The sequence below is a fragment of the Kocuria marina genome (assembly GCA_014652975.1).
GTDB classification, from domain to species: domain Bacteria; phylum Actinomycetota; class Actinomycetes; order Actinomycetales; family Micrococcaceae; genus Kocuria; species Kocuria marina.
In genome coordinates this window covers 193,432-211,378 of record BMZV01000001.1, presented here as the reverse complement: position 1 = coordinate 211,378, position 17,947 = coordinate 193,432, and the positions used below count along the sequence as shown (strand labels likewise).

Sequence of the window (17,947 nt, the reverse complement as noted above, 5' to 3'; positions counted from 1 at the left end):
GTGAGGGGGCCGGGCGGCGCCGGTAGGCTGGCGACATGATTGTGGGCACCGGCGTGGACATCGTGGACATCGCGCGTTTCGAACGACAGCTGGAGCGCACGCCGCGATTGCGGGAACGCCTGTTCGTTCCGCACGAACGGGAACTGCACCCGCGCTCGCTGGCCGCGCGCTTCGCGGTCAAGGAGGCCGCGGCCAAGGCGCTGCTGGCCCCGCCGGGGATGATCTGGCAGGACTGCTGGATCAGCAACGACGCCCACGGCGCTCCCCGTCTGCACACCGCGGGCACCGTGGCCGAGCAGGCGCGGCGCAGGGGCGTGGAAACATGGCACGTAACGATCTCCCACGACGGCGGCATGGCCGTGGCGTTCGTCGTGGCCGAGGGACAGGGAGGACACCGCGATGATTGAGGCGTACTCGGGCGAGAGCATCCGCGCCGCGGAACAGCCGCTGCTGGACGAGGGCTACGGGGACGTGCTGATGCGTCGTGCGGCCCTGGGACTGGCCCGCGGCTGCGAAGCGCAGTTGCGCCTGACCAACCGGAGAGGGTTGTTGGGTGGCACCACGGCGGTGCTGCTCGTGGGCTCGGGCAACAACGGCGGGGACGGACTGTGGGCGGGCGCATTCCTGCGCCGCAGCGGCGTGAAGGTCGTGGCCATCCTGACCGGCACGCGCGTGCACGAACAGGGCCTGCGGGCGCTGCTCGCTCGCGGCGGCACCGCGCTGCGGCTCACCGACCAGGACGGCGAGGAGCGCGAACCCTCGGACGCCGTGGCCGCCGCGCACCCGGTGGAGGTGTCCCGCGCGGTCTCCCTCATGGCCGACGCCCACCTGATCGTGGACGCCGTGCTCGGCACCGGTGCGCAGGGCGGGCTGCGGGGTACGGCCGCTGAGCTCGTGCGGGCGTTCACCGAACGGCAGCGGGATCCCGCCGCCGCGCGTGAACGGCGCTTCCCACGGATCGTGGCGTGCGACCTCGTCTCCGGCGTCAGCGCGGACACCGGCGAGGCTCCCGAGCCGGTCCTGCATGCCCACGCGACCATCACGTTCGGCGGGGCCAAGACGGGCCACGTGGTGTCCCCGGGGGAGCAGGCCACGGGGGCGCTCACGGTGGTGCCCATCGGGATCGAGGACCGGCTGAGCGACCCCGCCGTGCACCGGCTCGAACCGCGTGACGTGCTCGCCGCGTGGCCGCGTCCCGGCGCGACCGACACTAAGTACACCCGAGGTGTACTGGGCGTCGTGGCCGGCGCGTCGAGCTATCCGGGCGCGGCGATCATGTGCACCCAGGCGGCGGTCAACGCTGGCGCGGGGATGGTCCGCTTCCTGGGGGATTCGACCACGCGCGGCATGGTGCTCGCGCGCAGTCCGGAGGTCGTGTGCTCGGACGACCAGCCGTGGGACGTCCACGTCCAGGCGTGGCTCGCGGGCCCCGGCGTGGTGGGGGACGAGTCCCAGGCCGCGCGCGTGCAGGCAATCATCGAGGCCCAGGAGCCGGCTGTGCTGGACGCAGGTGCGCTCGACGCCGCCGCGCGATCCGTGCTCGACGCCGCTCTGGGCCCCCATAAGATCCTCACGCCCCACGCGGGGGAGCTGTCCCAGGTCTTCGAGTGGCTCCACGGTTTCGGGGTGTGCGATTCCACGGTGGAGCGCTCCGAGATCGAGGCCAACCCCGTGCACTGGGCCGGTGAAGCCGCGCGCCTCACGGGCGCCACGGTGTTGCTCAAGGGCGCGTCGACCGTGATCGCGTCCCCCGTGGGACGGAACGGGGACGCATGCGAGGACGGGAACGCTTCCGGGCGCGACGAATGCCTGTGCCTGAGCATCGGCCACGCGAGCCCCTGGCTGGCCACGGCGGGTTCGGGGGACACCCTCGCCGGAATCCTGGGCACGGTCGTGGCCCACGTGGCCGAGCACCCGGACGCGCTCGCGGTCCTGGGCGACTGGGCCCGCGGGGACGGTCGCTGGGCGGCCGCCGCGGCCCTCGGGGCCGGTCTGCACGCGGTGGCCTCACGGGCAAATGGGGAGGGCCCCGTCCCGCCGTCGGTGCTCGCGGAGAACGTGCGCGCGGTGCTGACCCGTCCGTGAGCCGCGACCCGAACGACTATTGTTAGTGACTGGCTGTGAGCGGGGATCCGCTCACAGCCCCACGACACGCTGAGGAGAAGTACATGGAAGTTTGGCCAGGACAACCGTACCCGTTGGGCGCCACGTTCGACGGCACGGGGACCAATTTCGCGCTCTTCTCCGAGGTCGCGGACCGCGTGGAACTGTGCCTGTTCGAGGAGGACGGCACGGAGACGCGCGTGGAGGTCACCGCCGTGGACAGCTACGTGTGGCACTGCTACCTCCCCCAGGTGCAGCCCGGTCAGCGCTACGGGTACCGGGTGCACGGGCCGTGGGATCCGTCCCAGGGGTTGCGGTGCAACCCGGACAAGTTACTCCTGGACCCCTACGCCAAGGCCGTGGAGGGCGGGATCGACTGGGACGAGTCCCTGTTCTCCTACAACTTCGGCGACGAGGACTCCGAGAACCACCAGGACTCCGCGGAACACATGATGAAGGGCGTGGTGATCAACCCGTTCTTCGACTGGGAGGGTGACCGCACCCCGCGCACCCCGTACCACAAGTCCGTGATCTACGAGGCCCACGTCAAGGGCCTCACCATGCAGCACCCGGAGGTCCCGGAGGAACAGCGCGGCACGTACGCCGGTGTGTCCCACCCCGCGGTCATCGAACACCTGCAGAAGCTGGGTGTCACCGCGATCGAACTGATGCCCGTGCACCAGTTCGTCCAGGACTCCACGCTGCTCGAGAAGGGGCTGCGCAACTACTGGGGGTACAACACCATCGCGTTCTTCGCGCCCCACAACGAGTACAGCGCGGCCTCCCACCTGGGCAGCCAGGTCCAGGAGTTCAAGGCCATGGTGCGCGCACTGCACCAAGCGGACATCGAGGTCATCCTGGACGTGGTGTACAACCACACGGCCGAGGGCAACCACATGGGCCCCACACTGTCCATGAAGGGCATCGACAACACCGCGTACTACCGCACCGTGGACGACGACCAGAAGTTCTACATGGACTACACGGGTACCGGTAACTCCCTGAACGTGCGTCACCCCCACTCGCTGCAGCTGATCATGGACTCGCTGCGCTACTGGGTCACCGAGATGCACGTGGACGGTTTCCGTTTCGACCTCGCCGCCACGCTGGCCCGTGAGTTCTACGACGTGGACAAGCTCTCCACGTTCTTCGAACTCGTCCAGCAGGACCCTATCGTCTCGCAGGTCAAGCTGATCGCCGAGCCCTGGGACATCGGTCCCGGTGGCTACCAGGTGGGCAACTTCCCGCCGCAGTGGACCGAGTGGAACGGCAAGTACCGGGACACCGTGCGTGATTTCTGGCGCGGGGAGCCCTCGACCCTGGGGGAGTTCGCGTCCCGTGTCACCGGTTCTGCGGACCTCTACGAGAACAGCGGCCGGCGCCCCTTCGCCTCGGTGAACTTCGTGACCGCCCACGACGGCTTCACACTGCGGGACCTCGTGTCCTACAACGAGAAGCACAACGAGGAGAACGGCGAGGACAACAACGACGGCGAGTCCCACAACCGCTCGTGGAACTGCGGTGAGGAGGGGCCCACGGACGATCCCGAGGTGCTCGCGATGCGTGCGCGTCAGCAGCGCAACTTCATCGCCACGCTCATGCTGTCCCAGGGCACGCCCATGCTGTTGCACGGTGACGAGGCGGGGCGCACCCAGAAGGGCAACAACAACACGTACTGCCAGGACAACGAGCTCACGTGGATCAACTGGGAGAAGGTGGACACCCCGCTCGTGGAGTTCACCTCCGTGATCACCCACCTGCGCCACGAACACCCCACGTTCCGCCGCTCGCAGTTCTTCGACGGGCGTCCCGTGGACATGGGCGAGCGTGCCGAGGGCGATCCCATGCCGGACATTGCCTGGCTCAACACGGACGGCACGCCCATGGTGCCCGCCGACTGGGACGAGCCCCTGGCTCGTGCCGTGGGCATGTGGCTCAACGGTCAGGGCATCACGGGAGTGGATATGCGCGGTCGCCGGATCACGGACGTGAACTTCATCGTGTACTTCAACTCCAACCCCGAGCCCGTGGACGTCACACTACCCCCGGCCAGCTACGGCATGAAGTGGGAGGAGATCGTGGACACCGCCGGCGAGCACGCGGACGGTGCCGTGCGCGGGCACTCCTCCACGTTGCGGATGGCAGGCAAGTCCACGGTGCTGTTGCGCGCGTGGGAGGCCCCCGAGGAAGAGCCGGACGCCTCCGTGGCCGCGTCCGTCGCGGCAGCGGTGTACGCGGCGTCGTCCGACGACGCCTGAGCGCCCCGCGGTGCGTGACCGGGCAGATCGCCCGCAGCCCGCGCCGCGCTGAACACGACTGCGGACGCGTCACCCCACACGGGTGGCGCGTCCGCCGTTTACGTCACGGTGCTCGTTGAGCGCGGGGTGACTGGCCCGAGCGCGCGCATTCGGCAAGACTGTAAGGGTGCTGACACCCACTTCAACGTACCGGTTGCAAATCACGACCCAGCAGGACCTGCATCGCGCGGCGGAACTGGTCCCCTACATCAAGCGTCTGGGGGCGGGGTGGGTGTACCTCTCGCCCATCCTGCGGGCCACGAGCGGCTCGGACCACGGGTACGACGTCGTAGATCCCACCGAGGTGGATCCCGAACGCGGGGGATCGGAGGGGCTGAAGGCACTGTCCGATGCCGCGCACGAGGCCGGACTGGGCGTCGTCGTGGACATCGTGCCCAACCACCAGGGCGTGGCCGCCCCGCAGGAGAACCCGTGGTGGTGGTCGCTGCTCGAGAAGGGGCAGGACAGCCCCTACGCGGACGCGTTCGACGTGGACTGGCAGGCCGGCGGCGGCAAGATCTTGATCCCGGTGCTCGGCGACGGTGACGAGGACCTCTCCGCGCTCACCGTCCAGGACGGGACGCTGCGCTACTACGACAACGTCTACCCCCTGGCCGAGGGCACGTACCGCGAGGGCGACGATCCCGCCGAGGTGCACGGGCGGCAGCACTACGAACTGATCAACTGGCGCCGCGGTGACTCCGAGCTGAACTACCGCCGGTTCTTCACCGTGGCCACGCTCGCCGGGGTGCGGGTCGAGGACGCCCGTGTCTTCGAGGAATCCCACGCGGAGGTCGCGCGCTGGTTCCGCGAGGGACTCGTGGACGGGCTGCGCATCGACCACCCGGACGGGGTGCGGGACCCGCAGGACTACCTCGGGAAGCTGGCCGGGCTCACGGACGGCGCGTGGACCGTCGTCGAGAAGATCTTGGAACCGGGGGAGTACCTGCCCGAACAGTGGCGCACGGCCGGGACCACGGGCTACGACTCGCTGGGCTGGATCGACCGGGTGCTCACGGACGCACGCGGGCACTACGAGCTCGCCTCATTGGACACCAAGCTGCGCGGTGGTCAGCCCGTGCGCTGGGACCCGCTGATCCACGAGACCAAGCGCCGGATGGCGGACGCTGGCCTGGCCGCAGAGGTGCACCGCCTGGTGCGCGAACTGCCGGCCGACTTCCCGCACGGGGCCGCGGCGTCGTATGACGGTCTCGCCGAGATCCTCGCCAACTTCCCGGTGTACCGCACGTACCTGCCCGAGGGTGCGCAGTACCTGCGCGACGCGGTCGCCGCCGCGCGGCGATGGCGCCCCGAGCTCGCGGACGTGCTCGACGACCTCGCGCGTGAACTCGGCGGGGACGTGAACGGCACCCTGAGCGGAGTGGCGCAGCGTTTCCAGCAGACCTCGGGCATGGTCATGGCCAAGGGCGTGGAAGACACCGCGTTCTACCGATACCCCAAGCTCTCCTCCCTCACCGAGGTGGGCGGTGACCCCTCGGTCTTCTCGCTCACGCCCGAGCAGTTCCACGCGGAGGCGGCGCGGCGGCAGCGTGAATCGCCCGCGACCATGAACGCACTGACCACCCACGACACCAAGCGCTCGGCATCGGTGCGTGCGCGGATCACGGTGCTCTCGGAGCAGCCCAGGGCCTGGTCCGAGACCGTGGCCACGCTCGTCAACCGCGCCAAGGACGCGCAGATCGAGCTGGCGGACGGACCCGCCGTGAACCTCGTCCTGCAGGCCGTGGTGGGTGCGTGGCCGCTCGAGCGCAATCGTGCCGTGGACTACGCGATGAAGGCCGTGCGCGAGGCGTCCGTGTCCACCGCGTGGGTGGACGGGGACGAGCACTTCGAGGCGGAGCTGACCCGGTTCATCGACTTCCTCTTCAGCAACCCGCGCGCCCGCGGCATCGTGGAGGGGTGCGTGGAGCGCGTGAGCGCACCGGGGTTCAGCAACGCCCTGGCGGCCACCGCGCTGCAGCTGACCCTGCCGGGCGTCCCGGACGTCTACCAGGGGCAGGAGTTGTGGGAACCGTCGCTCGTGGACCCCGACAACCGTCGGCCCGTGGACTTCGCGGCGCGCGAGCAGATGTTGGCACGGCTCGACGCCGCTCGGCCGGGTTCCGCGGACGCCACCCCGCCCGTGGACGGCACGGGGGCGGCGCGCATGCTGTTGACCTCGCGCGCCCTGCGGCTGCGCGGCGAGCACCCCGAGCTGTTCACGGAGTACATACCGCTGGAGTTCCGGGGCGCGCTCGCCGAGCACGCACTGGGCTTCGACCGCGGCGGCGTGGCCACCGTGGTCACCCGCTTCCCCGCGACCCTCGCCCCCGAGGGCGGCTTCACGGACGAGACCGTGGTCCTCGCGCCGGGGACGTGGCAGGACGTCCTCACGCACCGCGAGTACACCACGGACCAGGACGGCGCCGTGCGCCTGGCCGACCTCCTCTTCACCTACCCCGTGGCGATCCTGCGCCGGAAGGACGGCTGAGACATGACCCAGGACCATCGTTTCGACGTGTGGGCACCCCACGCCCGCAAGGTCACCGTGCGCATCGACGGTGTGGACCACCCCATGCAGGGCCTGGCCGATCGCCCCGGCTGGTGGACGCTGCCCGACGACGCCGACGTCCCCCGGGGCACCGTGCGCTACGGCTACCTGCTGACCAAGGTCTTCGACGAGGGCACGGACAAGGAACGCACTTCGGTGTCCGAGGTGCTTCCAGACCCGCGCTCACGCCGCCAGCCGCAAGGTGTGCACGATTTGTCCTGCACGTTCGACCCGGACGCCTTCGAATGGCACGACGCCGCGTGGCGGCCGCGTCCGCTGCGGGACTCGGTGCTCTATGAACTGCACCCCGGGACGTTCACCCCGGAGGGCACGCTCGATGCGGCGATCGGCAAGTTGGACCACCTCGTGGACCTCGGCGTGGACGCCGTGGAACTGTTGCCCGTCAACGGGTTCAACGGGGACCACAACTGGGGCTACGACGGCGTCGCCTGGTACACCGTGGATGAGTCCTACGGTGGGCCCGAGGCCTATCAGCGGTTCGTGGACGCGTGCCACACCAAGGGCATCGCCGTGATCCAGGACGTGGTCTACAACCACCTGGGACCCAGCGGGAACTACCTGCCGCTCTTCGCGGAGTACTTCAAGCCCGGGGCCTCCAGCTGGGGGGACCTGATCAACCTGGACGGGTGGGGTTCGGACGGGGTGCGCGAGTACATCCTGGACAACATCACCATGTGGCTGCGCGACTACCACGTGGACGGGTTCCGCCTGGATGCCGTGCATGCGCTCGCCGATTCCCGCGCCACGCACATCCTGGAGCAGATCGCCCAGCGCATCGCGGCGGAGTCCGAGCGCACGGGCAAGGAGCTCGTGGCCATCGCGGAATCCGACCTCAACGATCCCCGCATGATCGCGGGTACGGAGGGGCACGGTCTGGGCATGGACGCGCAGTGGCTCGACGACGTCCACCACGCCGCGCACGTGGCGTTCACCGGGGAGACCCACGGGTACTACGGGGACTTCGCATCCCTGCACGCCCTGGAGAAGACCATGCACACGGCGTACTTCCACAACGGGACGTACTCCACGTTCCGTGGCCGCTCGCACGGCCGCGAGATCGATCCTGCCGAGCAGCGGCCGTGGCAGTTCGTGACGTTCCTGCAGAACCACGACCAGGTGGGCAACCGCGCGGCCGGGGACCGGATGAACCACGGCATGAGCGTGGACCGGGCGATCGCGGCCGCCACGTGGCTGCTCACCCAGCCCTACACGCCCATGCTGTTCATGGGCGAGGAGTTCGGGGCCAGCACGCCGTGGCAGTTCTTCACGGCCCACCCCGAACCCGAACTGGGGGAGGCCGTGGCCACGGGCCGCAAGGCGGAATTCGCCGCGATGGCCTGGGATCACGCGACCGTCCCGGATCCCCAGGACCCGCAGACGTTCGAACGTTCCAAGCTCGACTGGGGCGAGGTGCACGAAGGTGAGCACCAGCGCATCCTGGACGCCTACCGGGAGCTGATCGCGCTGCGCCACGACACCCCGGAGCTCACCGATCAGAACTGGGCCACCGTGGCCACCCAGGCGAGCGACTCCGAGCAGTGGTTCGTACTCAAGCGGATGAGCGAGCCGGAGTCCGAGCACGGCGTGGTCGTGGTGATCAATCTGTCCGACCAGGAGCGCGACCTGCCCCTCATGGGAGGCGACGCGCCCCAGGTGCTGTTTGCGAGCGGCGTCGAACCGGGACTGGAAACCCCCGGTAAGGCAACCCTGGCGCCGAATACTGCTGCGGTGCTGCGCGTCTGAGCAGGGCTGAAGCCGCGGCGACCGGGATCGACGGATTCTTGGTTGCCGCGGCTTTTCTGTTTCTGGATTCAACGAAACAAACGCACACCTGATCGTTCACGGATTCGGTTAGCTCGGGGTCGGTGATCGTGAGGTCATCCGTTGTTCCGTCGGCGGTGCGCAATGAGCTGGTATCCGCGCACCGCGTGTGTACGATTAGGCTCACGTCATAATCATCCGATGTCTGCTCCTGAACCTCAGGAGCTCCCGTGGCCCGTCTCTCTCGATCCAGCATCTCAGTGTTGGCTTTCCCCATCATCATTATTTTTGCGGGCCTGCTCGGCTTGGTATTCCACGAGCAGGCTTCGGCGCTCGGCCCCGTGATCACGCCGTTGCTCGGAGTGGTCATGTTCTTCATGGGCATGACCATTGCCTTACCCGATCTGAAGATTCTTGCCACCAAGCCCCACACGGTGATCCTGGGTGCGATTGCCCAGTACTTCATCATGCCCCTGGCCGGATTGGGCGTGGGTGTAGCTCTGCAACTCGACCCGATTCTGATTGTGGGGATGGTTGTTCTGGGGTCGGCACCGGGCGGGGCTTCATCGAACATCGTGGCCTATCTGGCGAATGGCAACGTTGCATTGTCCGTGTGCACCACGGCCGTTTCGACCCTGATCGCACCCCTCATGACACCGCTGCTGATTTTGTGGCTGGCCGGTAGCTACGTGGACGTCTCCTTTGTCGCTATGCTCAAGCAGATCCTCACCATTGTCCTGATCCCCGTGCTATTGGGCGTGCTCGTTCGCATCGTCGCAAAACGTCTGGTCTCTCACCTCAGCTCCGTGATCCCATGGCTCTCCATTGCCGCTCTGGCTGTGGTGATCGCGGGCATTATGGCCGCGAACGCCCAGGTTCTTGCGTCCGCACTGGGGATGGTCTTCGTGGCGGTGGTGCTGCACAACGCCTTCGGATTTGCCCTGGGTTGGGCGGCGGCGAGGTTGGCCCGGCTGGGCTACCGCGAACGCCGGGCAATCAGCGTCGAAGTGGGTATGCAGAACGCTGGACTGGCTGCGGCGCTGTGTCATCAGAATTTTGAACCCATGAGCGCACTGCCCTCAGCGGTGGCCACCATCTGGCACAACGTGGCTGGTGCGCTTCTGGCTACAGGTTTCGGCGTCGCAGACTCCCATAGCCATCGGACCAATCCGGAAAAAGAGCTGCAAAAAATTGCGTAATGGGCTCTTGACGGACTAAACATCAGATGTTTACTCTGTGGGAGACGTTAATCACGTGACTCCAGTCATAAGCGGTGGGTGACTCACAACAGACACCATCGAGCAGACATCGGATGAACCCGCCGCCTGGACTCGAGAGCACACTTCAGCGATCCGCCTGCGAAAGGCCAAGCATGAGCACCATTGTCGAAAGCCGAGTGCGAGACATTCGGTTCCCCACCTCCAAAGAGTTGGACGGATCGGACGCCATGAACCCCGATCCCGATTACTCAGCGGCGTACCTCGAACTACGCACCGACCACACCGACGGATTGGAAGGCCACGGTTTCGTTTTCACCATCGGACGTGGCAACGACGTCCAAGCAGCGGCCATTGAGGTGGTCGCCCAACGGTTCATCGGACGGGAGGTCGAACCCCTCCTGGATGACCTGGGAAGTGTGTGGCGAGAGCTCAATAACGATTCACAGTTGCGCTGGCTCGGCCCCGAAAAGGGTGTGATGCACATGGCCATCGGCGCTGTCATCAATGCTCTGTGGGATCTCAAGGCCAAGAAGGCCAATAAGCCCTTGTGGCTGCTGTTGGCGGAGATGTCGCCCGAGGAACTGTTCGGGCTCATCGATCTGCGATACCTCACCGATGCCATGTCGGAGCAGGAGGCTCTGAATATCCTGCGGCGCGGAGCGGAAGGAAAGCGGGCACGCATCGACCGATTGCGAGCGGAGGGTTACGCCGCCTACACCACCTCTCCGGGATGGCTGGGTTACTCCGATGAAAAGCTCGAGCGGTTAGCGCGTGAAGCCATGGCGGACGGCTTCCCACAGATCAAACTCAAAGTGGGGGCCAATCTTCAGGACGATATCCGTCGAGTCCGCAAGGCTCGCGAGGTGTGTGGTCCGGATTTCCCGATCGCCATTGACGCGAATCAGCGATGGGATGTCTCAGATGCCATCGAATGGGTTCGTGAGTTGGCTCCCTACGACCTGGCCTGGGTTGAAGAGCCCACCAGCCCGGACGATGTCCTCGGGCATGCGGCAATTGCCGAGGCGATCGCTCCAATTCCCGTGGCAACAGGTGAGCACGTGCAGAACCGCGTGGTGTTCAAACAGATGCTTCAGGCAAAGAGTCTTCAAGTTCTGCAGATGGACGCTTGCCGCGTGGCAGGTGTGAACGAGAACATCACCATCCTGCTACTCGCCGCGCACTTCGGAGTCCGGGTATGCCCCCATGCTGGGGGAGTGGGCCTGTGCGAACTGGTCCAGCACTTGTCCTTCTTCGATTCGATCGCGGTGTCCAAGCAGCTGGACAACTCGCGGATGATCGAGTTCGTGGATCACCTGCACGAGCATTTCTTGACTCCCGTTGACGTGCACGACGGACGCTACTGGCCGCCCGAAGCACCGGGATCCACAGCGGAAATGTCCCAGCCATCCTTGGCCCGGTACGAGTTCCCGAACGGTGCCGAGTGGGCGACCACCGATACGCCCGTGGGCGTCAGCGTCTAGCAACGCCCGTCTCAGTTCTGATTTTTACCTCATCCAACGTGAGGGCCAGCAAAGATGCCGACCCACGAACGACCTTTAGGGGTTCTCATGTCCAATTTTGGTTCACCGCGCGCCGCTGGCACGCCTGAAATTCACGGCGAAACGCGTGACACACGTACAACTGGTGCAGCAACGTCGGCTGCTCCCGGTAAGGCGGCCCAGACAGACTTCATGCGCGAGCCGATCCCGCGCAAGGTGTACCTGGTCGCGGTACTGGCGGGCTTGTCCGGCCTGCTGTATGGCTTCGACTCCGGGGCCATCTCGGGTGCCTTGCCATTGCTCGAGGGTCAATTTGACCTCACGGCATCACAGACCGGCCTCATCACCTCGCTGCTACTCTACGGCGCGCTGCCCTCCATCGTGGTCTCCACCATTGCGGCTCGTCGCTTCGACCGGCGGCAGATCCTGCTGGTTGGCGGTGTGATCTTCATCCTCGGATCCTTGTTCTGCGCCATTGTTTCGGGCCCCGTTGGTCTGATGGCTGCGCGGTTCTTTCTGGGGTTCGGTATCGGTATTGCCAACATGTTCGGCTTGATCTACCTATCGGAGTTGGCTCCCACGCGTGTTCGTGGTCTGCTGACCGGCCTGTACCAGCTTGCCGTGAATGTCGGAATCCTGGCCGCCTACGCGGTGGGCGACATCTTCCACAGCACCCCCGACGGCTGGCGCTGGATGCTCGGTTTGGGCGTAATTCCTGCCGTGATCTTCTTCGTGGGTATGTTCATCGCTCCGCCCTCACCTCGCTGGTTGATGATGCGTGGTCGTTCCCGAGACGCGCTCCATGTTCTGCGGACCATGCGCGGTGGTGAGGAATTCGCGGCCAAGGAAATCCAGGAAATCGAAGAGGTCCTGGACCGCCCCACCAAGGGCCTGGGCGGTGTCCTGTCCGACGCGCGGAAACCGCTCACCATTCTTGCCATCCTGACGTTCTTCCAGGTGTGGACCGGCATCAACGCGGTGGTCTACTACGCGCCCATCATCTTCAAGGACGTGGAGGGGCTTGGTAACAACCCCGGTGCCGTGGCCAACTACGGCGTGGGCACGGCCCTAGTGATCTCCACAGCCATTGCTCTACCGCTGATCGACAAGATGGGCCGTGTGAAAATGCTCGCCATTTCCATGGCTGGTCAGGCAGTGGCGATGGTCGTCTTGACCTTCTTCGCGGAATCCGGGTGGATCGCCGTGGCGGCGGTGTTCGTCTACACCTTCTCCTTCGGCTTCGGACTGGGCCCGGTGTTCTGGCTGTACGTTCCGGAGATCCTGCCGCTGCAGACTCGCGCTATCGGTACTGGCGCCATCACCTTTACGCAGTACCTGCTCAACGCGACTTTCGCCCTGGTGTTCCCCATGCTGCTCGCAGGCATGGGTCCGTGGATCTTCATGGTCTTCGCTGTCCTGTCAGTGGCAGGAACGGCTTACACGGTTCTGCGGGTGCCGGAGACCAAGGGGCGTTCCCTCGAGGAGATCGAAGAAGAGATTTTCGGTGAGGTCAAGTCCCTAACCGACAAGCAGACCGCGGGCAGTAACTCATGATGCGAACACCGATCACCCATCCTGAGTTGTTGGCCGCATTGGCCCGGTGCGGTCACGGAACCAAGATCCTCATCGCCGATGGCAACTACCCCCACGTCACGGGGGTGGGCCATCGCGCCACACGGATCCCACTCAACGTGGCACCGGGGTTGCTGACGGCGGACCAGGTTCTGGAGCTCCTAATTACCACGGTTCCGGTAGAGGCCGCCGAGTACATGGAGAACGCCGAGGGCGCCGCTTCGCCGGCCGTCGAGGGCTACGGCGAGACCCTCGGATCCCAGGCCGAATTGACGGGATTGGAACGGTTCACGTTCTACGACCGCGCTCGCGAGAATGACGTGGCTGTGGTCATCGCCACCGGTGAGCAGCGCCAGTACGCCAATCTCCTGCTCACGGTAGGCGTGATCCCTTGGTGAACACCACCGGCGCAGGGAGGGCTGCTTAGTAATGAATCAGACGACGTCGGCCCCCGAACAAACCCTGGTGCCCATGGTGGATTCCCACCGTCACCTGTGGGATCTGCACCACCTGCCCTGGAACTGGGTGCGAGGAGCAGGCCTTCCCACGGAGGACCTGTTCGAGGAATCGGAACCTCTGCCCTCGGTGCTGGTGGAGGCGGGGGTCGACGTCGGCTACGAGAAAGCTGAGCTGAAATGGCTGCTCGACATTGCCGACCGGAACGACAAGGTCCTGGGCATCATCGCTGCATTACCCCATGGAATGGGTGCCACTCAGGACACGATGAGCGCGCTCGCAGACACACCACGCGTGGTTGGAGTCAGACACAACCTGCAAGAACTTGGCCCGGGAGAATTGGCGTCTCGCGACGTCGTCGGCGTCATTGCTGCAGTGCATTCGGCCGGATTGCCGTTCGACGTGTGTGTGCGGGCCCACCAGCTCGTGGAGATGACGCACATGCTGCGGATGCTCGACACGGACGGAATCCTGGTGCTTGATCACCTGGGAAAGCCCCCGCTGGGGCAGGACCTGACGCGATGGCGTGACGACATTACAACGCTGGCCGCCGACCCCCGGGTGGTTGTGAAGTGTTCGGGCCTGGTCGCCGAAATGCCCCCGCCGCATCAGCCGCAGAGAGCCAGATCGGAGCCAGCAACCGAGCAGACCTCGCGAACAGTGCTGACACCTGAGGCCGCTGAATTGTGCAGCGCACCGCTGCGATTCGCGCTCAGGAACTTCGGCCACGAACGCGTCATGCTCGGTTCTGACGCACCGGTATCGGGGAAGGGATGGGTTCGAACACGGGACTGCATCCAGTTCCAGATCCAGCTGCTGAAACCCGACTTGACCGGACCAGCGCTCGAATCAATCGCATCCTTGACCGCGCAGCGCATCTACGGCCTGAGTGAGCAGACAGCGACGGCTACCAACGCGGGGAGCGATCCGCGCAGCAACCACCAGAACAACTTGTGAACGTCAAGAGGACAACCGTTATGAAGCCATCACTCGAAGAAGCAATCGCCCGTCACGGTCGACTGGGTTACGGGGCGGCACAGCTCGGAAACCTATACCGCACGGTCGATGACGCCACGGCCCGTGAGGCGCTCGAAACGGCGTGGGACTTGGGAATTCGCCACTTCGACACCGCACCGCACTACGGGTTGGGACTCTCGGAACGGAGGCTCGGCGCATTTCTACAGACCAAGCCTCGCGATGAGTTCATTCTCTCCACCAAGGTGGGGCGTTTGCTCCGGGACAACCCACATCCTCAGGGAAAGGACACCGAGGGATTCGAAGTTCCTGATGACCTGTACCGCGTGCGGGATTACTCCTCGGACGGCGTGAAGCGGTCCCTCGAGGAATCCTTGGAACGCCTGGGGCTGGACCAGGTGGACATCGCCTATATCCACGACCCGGATGGGTACTGGGATCAGGCGCTGCACGGAGCAGTACCCGCTTTTTCAGAGCTGCGCGAGCAAGGCGTGATCCAAGCCTGGGGTGCTGGAATGAACCAGTGGCAAATGCTGGAACGGTTCGTGAGGGAAACTCAACCGGACATCATCATGTTGGCCGGCCGGTACACGCTCCTGGAACAGGAGGCGGCCCAATCGTTGCTGCCCGCGTGCGTAGACCACAATGTGAAAGTCAATGCGGTGGGAGTTTTCAACTCGGGTCTCCTGGCCCGCCAGGACGTCCCGGACGACGCGCATTACAACTACGACGCCGCTCCGCCGGAGCTCATCGCGCGGGCCAGGAAACTGGCGGATCTCGCGGCAGAGTACGGCACCACCTTGCCTGCCGCAGCTCTGGCCTTCCCGATGCGCCATTCTGCGATCGTGACCAGCGTGGTGGGGATGAGGACTCCGGATCACGTGCGCCGCAATGTGGAGCTCTTCGAGACACCCGTCCCGGATGAGTTCTGGTCCGCAGCCGCGGATGCGGGGCTCATCACCAATCACTGATCCAAAGACCTTACTGCTTAACGAGATACACGGAGGAACACATGAAACTGATGCGAGTGGGCGAAAAGGGACAAGAAATCCCGGTCGTCGAATATCAGGGTGCGCATTACGATGCTTCCGCAGCGGTGAAGGATTTCGACCCGGAGTTTTTCGCGACCGGGGGGATCGAATCCCTGCGGTCCGCCCTGGAACGCGGCGAGCTGCCGACCGCGGACATTACCGGTCAGCGCATCGGTGCGCCACTCACAAGGCCTTCTGCGGTGATCTGCATCGGCCAGAACTATGTAGAGCACGCTGCCGAGTCGGGTGACGCGCCGCCCGAGCTGCCCATCATTTTCTTCAAGACTCCCAACACCTTGACCGGCCCCAACGACAACATCGCGTTGCCTCCAGGATCGAAGAAGAGCGACTGGGAAGTGGAGCTGGTCATCGTGATAGGCAAGCAAGCGGCCTATTTGGAGACCGAAGCGGCAGCTGCGGAATGTATTGCCGGCTATACCCTGGCGGACGATCTGTCCGAGCGTGCCTATCAGATCGAAGACTCGGGGGGCCAGTGGTCCAAGGGCAAGTGCATCAAGGACTACATGCCACTGGGCCCGGTGGTTGTGACCGCGGATGAGTTCGACCCGCACGACGTGTCACTGGGCTCCTCGGTCAACGGTGAGCCGCGGCAGGGATCACGGACCTCGGACATGATCTTCTCGGTCGAGTACATCGTGAAGCACCTGTCCCATTACATGCAGTTGGAACCGGGGGACATCATCTCCACCGGCACGCCCAAGGGCGTGGCGCTCTCCGGAAAGTTCCCGTATTTGAAGGACGGCGACGTGGTGGAGGTGGAGATCGAGGGTATCGGTCAACAGCATCACCGCATGGTTGCCCGTTCCTGAACCGTCCAGCACCGAAGTAACGAGGAGAGACTTTTATGAGCTCACAAGAATTCGATGGACTGGTGGCCGTTGTCACCGGAGGCGCTTCGGGGATCGGAGATTCCGCGACCCGGGCTTTGCAGGCTAAAGGTGCCAAAGTGGCCGTTCTCGATCTCAACCCCGCGAATGCTGCCACGGGTGCGGTACAGGTCCAGTGCGACGTCGCCGACGACGCCTCGGTCCAGAACGCGATCGACAAGGTCGTGGCCGAGCTGGGCGGGATCGACGTGGTGATTAACAATGCCGGAATCGGGGCCCAGGGTGACGTCGCCGCCAACGACGACGATGAATGGCACCGCGTGTGGGACATCAACGTGGTCGGTATGGTCCGAGTGACCCGCGCAGCACTGCCTCATCTGCGGAAATCCGCGCATGCTTCCGTGGTCAACACGTGCTCCATCGCGGCGACCGCGGGTCTGCCCGAACGAGTGCTGTACTCGGCTACCAAGGGTGCGATTCTCGCGATGACCCGGGCCATGGCGGCCGATCACCTGCGTGAGGGAATCCGGGTGAACTGTGTGAATCCAGGAACCGCCAACACCCCCTGGATCGGCAATTTGCTGTCCAAGGCGCCGGACCCCGAAGCTGAACGTACAGCCCTGAACGCTCGTCAGCCGCACGGGCGGCTCGTGGAACCGGATGAGGTGGCCTCCGCGATTTGCTATCTGGCCAGCCCACTCAATGCATCGAGCAGTGGCGTCGATCTTGCCGTGGACGGTGGCATGGAGGCTCTGCGCCTGCGCCCTGCCGAGTGATCGATGTTAATGACCCAGAACGGCCCGGCCGGTTGACATGCTCAATCGGCCGGGCCGTTGAGGTCTTCCGGGATGTCTAAGAGGGGGGTTTCGGTCAGGGCTATGCGCAGCCAGCGCTCCACGCCCTGAAGGTGGTGGATCATGGCGGCGCGGGCCAGTGCGGGGTCCCTGCGGCGGAGGGCGTCCAGAATCTCCTGGTGCTCTTCCATGGTGCGTTCGGCCGAGCCCTGCTGCGTCATACCGCGCCAGGCGCGGGCCCGAACAGTTCGGGAGTTAAGGCTGGCCGTCAGGGAGCTCAGATAGCCATTGCCGGCGGCATCTCCGATGATGCCGTGAAAGGCCAGGTCCTGGTCCACGAGCGAGTCGATGGTCTCCACATCCGTGTCGTCCAGAGTCCGTTGGATTTTCTCGAGCTGCTCCTCCGAGATCCGTGCTGCGGCTAATTCGACCGCGGCAGCTTCCAGAACGCGGCGGGTTTCCAGCAGCTCCAGGACTGATGAGTTCTGATGCAACTCCACTACAAAAGAGATGGCCTCGGAGAGGTGCTGGGTGTTCAACTCCGTCACGTAGGTGCCGTCGCCCTGCCTGATGTCCAGGATCCGCACCACTTCGAGCGCCTTGACTGCTTCGCGTAGCGAACTGCGTGACAGGCCCAGGCGATCTGCCAGTTCCTTCTCTGGGGGCAGCCTGTCGCCGGGACCCAGCTCACCGTTGAGGATCATGGCGCGCAACTTGGCCATGGCGGTATTGGTGAGGGACACGGTGCGATCTCCTAGATTTGGTGGTCAGACACGGACTAACGGGGTGGCGGAAATCCGCCTCCCCAAGTATCCCTGA

General features: G+C 65.2%; 14 protein-coding genes. 13 read left to right on the top strand and 1 reads right to left on the bottom strand.

From position 1 onward, the window contains the following. Positions 1-35: 35 nt before the first annotated feature. The 13 genes from IE157_RS01005 (at position 36) to IE157_RS00945 (ending at position 17,110) form a co-directional block, all read left to right on the top strand. Complete coding sequence (locus IE157_RS01005; RefSeq protein WP_035959524.1) at positions 36-407, top strand: holo-ACP synthase; 372 nt, start codon at positions 36-38, stop codon at positions 405-407. Next, a complete protein-coding gene (locus IE157_RS01000; RefSeq protein WP_064847340.1) occupies positions 400-2,085 on the top strand; it encodes a bifunctional ADP-dependent NAD(P)H-hydrate dehydratase/NAD(P)H-hydrate epimerase in 1,686 nt (561 codons plus the stop codon). Before IE157_RS01005 ends, IE157_RS01000 begins: the two co-directional genes overlap by 8 nt. An 83-nt stretch (positions 2,086-2,168) precedes the next feature. Continuing rightward, the gene (glgX, locus tag IE157_RS00995; RefSeq protein ID WP_064847339.1) at positions 2,169-4,361 is read left to right on the top strand and encodes a glycogen debranching protein GlgX; all 2,193 of its coding nucleotides are present in this window, start codon (positions 2,169-2,171) and stop codon (positions 4,359-4,361) included. A 166-nt stretch (positions 4,362-4,527) separates the two neighbouring features. Continuing rightward, a complete protein-coding gene (gene treY / locus IE157_RS00990) occupies positions 4,528-6,891 on the top strand; it encodes a malto-oligosyltrehalose synthase (RefSeq protein WP_193518889.1) in 2,364 nt (787 codons plus the stop codon). A gap of 3 nt (positions 6,892-6,894) precedes the next feature. After that, positions 6,895-8,715 carry a malto-oligosyltrehalose trehalohydrolase gene (gene treZ / locus IE157_RS00985; RefSeq protein ID WP_193518888.1) on the top strand — a complete coding sequence of 607 codons (1,821 nt, stop codon included), beginning with the start codon at positions 6,895-6,897 and terminating at the stop codon, positions 8,713-8,715. Positions 8,716-8,996: 281 nt separating this feature from the next. Further along, positions 8,997-9,932, top strand: a complete 936-nt coding sequence (locus tag IE157_RS00980; protein WP_193518887.1) for a bile acid:sodium symporter family protein — start codon at positions 8,997-8,999, stop codon at positions 9,930-9,932. A 173-nt stretch (positions 9,933-10,105) separates the two neighbouring features. Continuing rightward, on the top strand, positions 10,106-11,434 hold the full coding sequence (locus IE157_RS00975; protein ID WP_193518886.1) for an enolase C-terminal domain-like protein: 1,329 nt from the start codon (positions 10,106-10,108) through the stop codon (positions 11,432-11,434). An 87-nt stretch (positions 11,435-11,521) separates the two neighbouring features. Next, complete coding sequence (locus tag IE157_RS00970; RefSeq protein WP_318281241.1) at positions 11,522-13,006, top strand: sugar porter family MFS transporter; 1,485 nt, start codon at positions 11,522-11,524, stop codon at positions 13,004-13,006. After that, on the top strand, positions 13,003-13,422 hold the full coding sequence (locus IE157_RS00965) for an RbsD/FucU family protein (protein ID WP_193518885.1): 420 nt from the start codon (positions 13,003-13,005) through the stop codon (positions 13,420-13,422). Before IE157_RS00970 ends, IE157_RS00965 begins: the two co-directional genes overlap by 4 nt. Before the next feature lie 31 nt (positions 13,423-13,453). Next, positions 13,454-14,437, top strand: coding sequence for an amidohydrolase family protein (locus IE157_RS00960; protein ID WP_193518884.1), 984 nt, complete (start codon positions 13,454-13,456; stop codon positions 14,435-14,437). Then, the gene (locus tag IE157_RS00955; RefSeq protein ID WP_318281240.1) at positions 14,434-15,426 is read left to right on the top strand and encodes an aldo/keto reductase; all 993 of its coding nucleotides are present in this window, start codon (positions 14,434-14,436) and stop codon (positions 15,424-15,426) included. The genes IE157_RS00960 and IE157_RS00955 overlap by 4 nt, the downstream gene beginning before the upstream one ends. Before the next feature lie 41 nt (positions 15,427-15,467). Next, positions 15,468-16,316, top strand: coding sequence for a fumarylacetoacetate hydrolase family protein (locus IE157_RS00950; RefSeq protein ID WP_193518883.1), 849 nt, complete (start codon positions 15,468-15,470; stop codon positions 16,314-16,316). 35 nt (positions 16,317-16,351) lie between these two features. Next, complete coding sequence (locus IE157_RS00945; protein WP_193518882.1) at positions 16,352-17,110, top strand: SDR family NAD(P)-dependent oxidoreductase; 759 nt, start codon at positions 16,352-16,354, stop codon at positions 17,108-17,110. Between the two features lie 41 nt (positions 17,111-17,151). Here IE157_RS00945 and IE157_RS00940 read toward each other — a convergent pair whose 3' ends face one another. Further along, on the bottom strand, positions 17,152-17,871 hold the full coding sequence (locus tag IE157_RS00940; protein WP_193518881.1) for a FadR/GntR family transcriptional regulator: 720 nt from the start codon (positions 17,869-17,871) through the stop codon (positions 17,152-17,154). Positions 17,872-17,947 lie beyond the last annotated feature (76 nt).

Coding starts and splice junctions, on each gene's coding strand:
- IE157_RS01005 (WP_035959524.1), top strand. CDS start 36: ATGATTGTGGGCACCGGCGTGGACATCGTGGACATCGCGCGTTTCGAA.
- IE157_RS01000 (WP_064847340.1), top strand. CDS start 400: ATGATTGAGGCGTACTCGGGCGAGAGCATCCGCGCCGCGGAACAGCCG.
- glgX (WP_064847339.1), top strand. CDS start 2,169: ATGGAAGTTTGGCCAGGACAACCGTACCCGTTGGGCGCCACGTTCGAC.
- treZ (WP_193518888.1), top strand. CDS start 6,895: ATGACCCAGGACCATCGTTTCGACGTGTGGGCACCCCACGCCCGCAAG.
- IE157_RS00975 (WP_193518886.1), top strand. CDS start 10,106: ATGAGCACCATTGTCGAAAGCCGAGTGCGAGACATTCGGTTCCCCACC.
- IE157_RS00970 (WP_318281241.1), top strand. CDS start 11,522: ATGTCCAATTTTGGTTCACCGCGCGCCGCTGGCACGCCTGAAATTCAC.
- IE157_RS00965 (WP_193518885.1), top strand. CDS start 13,003: ATGATGCGAACACCGATCACCCATCCTGAGTTGTTGGCCGCATTGGCC.
- IE157_RS00960 (WP_193518884.1), top strand. CDS start 13,454: ATGAATCAGACGACGTCGGCCCCCGAACAAACCCTGGTGCCCATGGTG.
- IE157_RS00950 (WP_193518883.1), top strand. CDS start 15,468: ATGAAACTGATGCGAGTGGGCGAAAAGGGACAAGAAATCCCGGTCGTC.
- IE157_RS00945 (WP_193518882.1), top strand. CDS start 16,352: ATGAGCTCACAAGAATTCGATGGACTGGTGGCCGTTGTCACCGGAGGC.